Annotated in this window: 3 protein-coding genes; all 3 read left to right on the forward strand. The window is 58.0% G+C overall.

Annotated elements, in window-relative coordinates; genetic code table 11:
- The first annotated feature begins 826 nt into the window (after positions 1–826).
- The 3 genes from ACGYLO_RS21985 to ACGYLO_RS21995 all read left to right on the forward strand — a co-directional run bounded on the left by ACGYLO_RS21985 (position 827) and on the right by ACGYLO_RS21995 (position 4140).
- Positions 827–2812, forward strand: coding sequence for a multicopper oxidase domain-containing protein (locus ACGYLO_RS21985; RefSeq protein ID WP_009827245.1), 1986 nt, complete (start codon positions 827–829; stop codon positions 2810–2812).
- Between the two features lie 26 nt (positions 2813–2838).
- The gene (locus ACGYLO_RS21990) at positions 2839–3558 is read left to right on the forward strand and encodes a copper resistance protein B (protein ID WP_065335300.1); all 720 of its coding nucleotides are present in this window, start codon (positions 2839–2841) and stop codon (positions 3556–3558) included.
- 84 nt (positions 3559–3642) lie between these two features.
- Complete coding sequence (locus tag ACGYLO_RS21995; RefSeq protein ID WP_009827247.1) at positions 3643–4140, forward strand: plastocyanin/azurin family copper-binding protein; 498 nt, start codon at positions 3643–3645, stop codon at positions 4138–4140.
- The last annotated feature ends 359 nt before the right edge of the window (positions 4141–4499 follow it).

Below are 4499 nucleotides of genomic sequence, written 5' to 3' on the forward strand. Positions count from 1 at the left end.
ACTTGCAAATTCGGCGAGTTAACGTGACAACACCCTGTGGAGTTCTACGGCTTGGTATGAGTTCCGTCCCAAACACTTGCATTTAGCGGATATTCCGAATGAACTGGCTTACAAGGGCGAAGCTTGGAAAGGCTGTAGCCTCAGAGCGCACAGCGAGAGTTTTTGCAATCCGCTGCATTAATAAATCTCAGAAAAACACAAGCATGTCTGATTGGCACACGATCTCGCTTTCTGACGCTGCACGCAGGTTATTTCAGGGATGTATTGCTGCAGCGAGTAAAGTCCTCCGAACCAGGTCCGCGATAGCCTCTATCAACGTCTGATCGCTATCTCCAGATGAGTTGTTGATCAATTCTTGGATGAGCCTGTCTTTCGCCGATCATCTCTGGAAACCGGGCATAGCAAGCGAAAGATGATCTACATCAAGCGCGTTCGCGAACCTTCGGGCAACTGCGTAGGCGCCCCTTCGCCCTTCCCGAACCAAAGCAAATCACATCAGCAACCACCCACCCTACCGACGGTCAGCACACCCTAACCCCATATGTAACCATATGTATTCTTGATCCTTTGCAGGCGTTCCGGCGATAAAACCTCCAGTTCCACGGAGGGCACGTGAATCATGGATCCGACAAATTCAGAACTCGAAACAGGCCCCGCGCTGACCCTCGCAAGTTGCAAGGCAGAACCGCGCGTAAACGCCCCCCGGCACGTGCCGTGTTCGAAGCGAACTGTGCCGAGCCGGGTGCGACTGACCTCCAAAACGCCGTCGAACCCTTGAGCACGCGCGCTGCGGCACCTTTCAGACAGACTAATACAAGGAAAACGAATGCAATTCTTCAATAGAAAGCAGCTGGCCCTCTGGGATACGGCGCTCAGTACCTCTGAAGAGCTGGCGAAGGGGTTGTCGCGGCGTCAGTTCGGCTTGGCTGCGGCTGCGGCTTTTGCGATGCCCAAAGCGTTGAGCGCGCATGGCTCCACGCAGGTGACCTCTCAGGGAACCTACAATATCACAGTCGACCCGGTGCGCATCAACACGGGCGATTTTCAGAAGATGGGCGTGGGCTACAACCGCAGCCAGATTCCGACGATCCTGCGCTTCAAGGAAGGTGAGGAGGTTACGATAAACGTGACCAACAACCTCAGCGAAAGCACCTCGATCCACTGGCATGGACTTATCGTGCCCTTCCGTCAGGACGGCGTTCCGGGGATCAGCTTCAACGGCATCGCCCCCGGTCAGACCTTTACCTATCGCTTCCCGATCCAGCAGGCCGGGACCTATTGGTTCCACAGCCATTCAGGCCTTCAGGAGCCGGATGGCGCCTACGGTGCGATCGTGATCGAGCCGCGCGGCAGGGAACGCATACCAGCGCACCGCGACTATGTCGTTCAGCTGGCCGACAAACATCCCCATCCGGGCAACCGCATCTTGCGGAACCTCAAGATGCAGTCCGACTACTACAACCGTTCGCAGCGCACTTTTCAGGACCTGATCCGGGACGCCCGCATGGACGGTCTCAAGGCGACGCTGAAAGAGCGCCGCATGTGGGGGCGCATGCGCATGCTGCCGAGCGACGTCGAAGACGTGCAGGGATTTACCTCGCTGATCAACGGTCGCAGCACGTCGCAAAACTGGACCGGTTTGTTCCGGCCCGGTGAGAAGGTCCGCCTTCGGATCATCAACTCCTCCGCGATGACCTACTTCGACATGCGGATACCGGGACTGAAAATGGTCGTCGTGCAGGCTGACGGCAACGATGTGGAGCCTGTCGCCGTGGATGAACTGCGGGTCGCGGTTGCCGAGACCTATGATGTCATCGTCCAGCCTACGCAGAACAAGGTCTATAGCATTATTGCGGAATCCATGGGCCGCAACGGGCTTGTTCGGGGCACCCTGTCACCCAGAGAGGGCTATGCCGGTGCCGTGCCCCGTCTCAGACCCAAGCCCTTGCTCACCATGGCCGACATGAGCGGCATGATGGGCGGTATGGGTATGGATATGGGCATGGGTATGGGCGACCACGTCATGCAGAACATGACCGGAATGAACCACACCGACATGACAGGCATGGACCATTCAAACATGCAATCCAGCCAGCAGCCCCCGATGCCTGCGATGACCCCGTCAGAGGAAAAGCCGAAGAAAAAGACTTCGATGGCTGGGATGGACCATACGCAGATGCAAAAGCCTGCGATGGACGGCATGGACCACACGCAGATGCAGCAGAAGAAAAAGGCACCGATGTCAGGCATGAACCATGCCCAGATGCAGAAGCCCGCAATGGACGGTATGAGCGGCATGGACAGTATGAGCGGAATGGCAATGTCTGATGGCGGCGATCCGTTCTATGTCCCGGGCAGCGGACTGACGCCTGTCGCGTACAACGGCGGCAAGTTCCTGTCCTACGCAGACCTGCGCGCCGCCAGCCCTCGTTACCGTCACCGCGCACCCTCACGCACCATCGTGTTGCGGCTGACCGGTAACATGGAGCGCTACATCTGGTCGATCAACGACGTGAAATACGACGATGCCGCCCCGATCACGCTCCGATACGGCGAGCGGGTGCGCATGCGGTTCATCAACGAAACGATGATGTCGCATCCGATGCACCTGCACGGGATGTGGTCGATCATCGATGCCGGTCACGGTCCGCGCAATCCCATCAAGCACACCGTGAACATCAATCCCGCCGCCACGACGGACATCGAAGTCGAGGCCGACGCCCCCGGTCAATGGGCGTTCCACTGTCACCTCAGCTACCACGCGCGGGCGGGAATGTTCCGCAAGGTCGTGGTCAAGGGACGCGCGGCTTGAGCCGGGAAATACAAAGGACGAACGTAATGAAATACAGTCAACTCGCCGGACTGGCCGGCCTCATCCTTCCTTGGGCCTCGCTCGTGCAGGCTCAGCCCGTCAAACAAACCGAACAGCTGATCTGGGGCGTGCAGGCGGAACAGTTGGAAATTCGCGCACTGGATGACGAAGAGGTCCTTGTCTGGGATTTCGACGCCCTCATCGGCACGGATGAGCTCAAGCTGGTGTGGCGCAGCGAAGCTGAATACGGTCTTTCGTCCGATGAGTTCGAAAGCCTCGAAAACCAGCTACGTCTCCGGTTTCCAATCTCGACCTTCTTTAACGGCGTGGTCGGAGCCTATGCCAGCACACCCGAGGGCGTTCCGGAACGCTACGCGGCTGTCGTGGGGGTAAAAGGGCTCGCGCCGCAGTGGTTCGAGATCGACGCCGATCTCTACCTCTCCGACTATTCGTTCTTCAGTTTCGAGGCGGAATACGAACTGCTCCTTACCAACCGTCTGATCCTGACCCCGAACATCGAGATCGATATGCCGCTGAAGGATGACATCGCCCGGGGGCGGGGTGCGGGTGGCGCAGTCATGGAGATCGGTGCGCGGCTGAGTTACGACCTCATCGACCGTGCGGTCTCACCCTATATCGGCGTCAACTACGAGACCTCGTTCGGCGACACGCGGGACATCACCCGCGCGGCCGGTGGGGATACAGATGAGTTCTCGGTCGTGATCGGTACACGCCTTCAATTCTGAGATTTGTTCCTGCGGGAGCAATCCGGAGGGCTGATGAGTCCTCCGGCCAATACCTGAACCCAAAAGCAACCAAGGACTAAACAGATGAAACATCTACTGCTGACAATCGCACTGGCTTCCTCCTTTGCGGCACCGGGGTTTGCCGGCGAAGCGGCTCACGGAAACAAGTCCGGCGACACCCATGGAGAAATGAAGATCGGCATGCCCGGCGATGCCGCTGCGGTGGACCGCACGGTCGAGATCGACATGGTCGAAACAGACGACGGCGAAATGCTGTTCAAGGGCGGCGATCTGGATTTCAAAGAAGGCGAGACCGTCCGTTTCGTCGTCCGCAACGAGGGCGAGTTGGACCATGAGTTCATTCTCGACTCGCAAAAGAAGAACGCCGCGCACAAGAACGAAATGGCGGATATGAGCGGTATGAATATGGGTCATAATGAGCCCAACCGCATCCGGCTCGCGCCCGGCGAAGATGCCGAAATCATCTGGACATTTGCAAATAACGGCACGTTCGAAGCTGCTTGCCTGATCCCCGGTCATTACGAATCCGGCATGTTCCGCGAAGTCTCCGTTACTCACTAAACGGTCAGTGCGGATCGCGAGCACCGCCTTGCGATAACGTTAATACCAGAACGGGCGTACACCGCGCCCGTTCTTTCCCCCGTTGGGCGCCCGTCTGCGACGATGGTGTACCGCGCCAGCGGCGGTAGTACCCAGATCCGACGTTTGCAGCAACGCCAGATCGAAGCTGAAAGCCGGGGCCTGACGAAGGCCGAACGCAGAACCCGTGAAAGAAAAGGGACATTGAAGGGCACGAACTCGGCCGTCTCGACAACCGAAGGGCTGCGCCCGATCGATACGGGTGATACATCGCGCCCATTGTTCAAGGTGGAGAGATGGTGAATTGAGGTGTTGTCACGTTAACTCGCCGAATTTGCAAG

The organism is Sulfitobacter sp. 1A13353, assembly GCF_043557255.1.
Lineage (GTDB): Bacteria > Pseudomonadota > Alphaproteobacteria > Rhodobacterales > Rhodobacteraceae > Sulfitobacter > Sulfitobacter faviae.